We start from the raw sequence: 1,323 nt of genomic DNA on the forward strand, positions 1-1,323 counted from the left end.
AACAACATCTGATGTAACGATAACTGTAACGTCAACCCCAACGGGAACAATCGTACCGAACTTAGACCCATCGACAGGAAATGTTACGGTATCATCAGGCACACCAACGGGAACGTATGTTATAGGCTATGAAATCTGTACAAAATCAGGAACGATTACTTGTGCTACGGCTACTGTAGTAATAACAGTTACTGAGGTAACGACACCTACGATCAATACGACTGTAGCGAAGGATGACTTTAGAACTACTTATGTAAATACTCAAGTTTCAGGAAGTGTAGCAGCGAACGATTTAGATCCTGAGGGGGATACGCAAGTATGGACAATACAAACAAATACAGTAGGAGGACATAGCTTTGTGTTGAACTCAGACGGAAGATATACGTTTACTCCTTCTACAGGTTTTGTAGGAACGGTATCTTATACATATGAAGTATGTGATGATGGAACACCTCAAGCATGTGCAACGGCGACGGTTTACATCTCAGTGAAGCAAGTAGCTACGCCTACAGCGAATACAGATACGTTTACAGTTACCACTTCGACCAACACGCAAACAGTAGGAAACGTATTGGATAACGACAAGCTTGGCACGAACACACCGACGACATCTGATGTAACGATAACGGTAACGAAAACTCCAACAGGAGCAGTTGTGCCGAACTTAGACCCTGTAACAGGAGATGTTACGGTACCATCAGGTACTCCAACGGGAACGTATACGATAGGATATAGCATCTGTACAAAAGTAGGAACGATTACCTGCGACACAGCTACGGTAACGGTGGTAGTTACAGAGGTAACAACTCCAACGACCCCTACGGTAGTCACCGCTACTGATGATGTAGTCACTGTAACGACCACAGAAAGTGGAACTGTAGTTAACGTGTTGGATAATGATAAAATTGGCACGAACACACCAACAACATCTGATGTAACAATAACGGTAACGAAAACTCCAACAGGAACAATCGTACCGATATTAGACCCATCGACAGGAAACGTAACCGTACCATCAGGTACACCAACGGGAACGTATACGATAGGTTATAGAATCTGTACAAAATCAGGAACGATTACCTGCGACACAGCTACTGTAGTAATAACAGTTACGGAGGTAGTAACACCAACAAATACGACCGTAGCGAAAGATGACATTAATAATACTTATGTAAATACTCAAGTTTCAGGAAGTGTAGGAACGAACGATTTAGATCCTGAGGGAGATACGCAAGTATGGACAACTCAGACAAATACCACAGGAGGACATACCTTTGTGTTGAACGCAGACGGAACATATACGTTTACTCCTTCGACAGACTT

The 1,323-nt window shown here is 42.9% G+C and carries 1 protein-coding gene; it reads left to right on the forward strand.

The annotated features are described in order from the left end of the window. A partial coding sequence (locus CCAND38_RS11840) for an Ig-like domain-containing protein (protein ID WP_042343556.1) occupies window positions 1-1,323 on the forward strand: 1,323 nt, incomplete at both ends.

Origin of the sequence: Capnocytophaga canis (assembly GCF_000827555.1) — a bacterium.
GTDB classification, from domain to species: domain Bacteria; phylum Bacteroidota; class Bacteroidia; order Flavobacteriales; family Flavobacteriaceae; genus Capnocytophaga; species Capnocytophaga canis.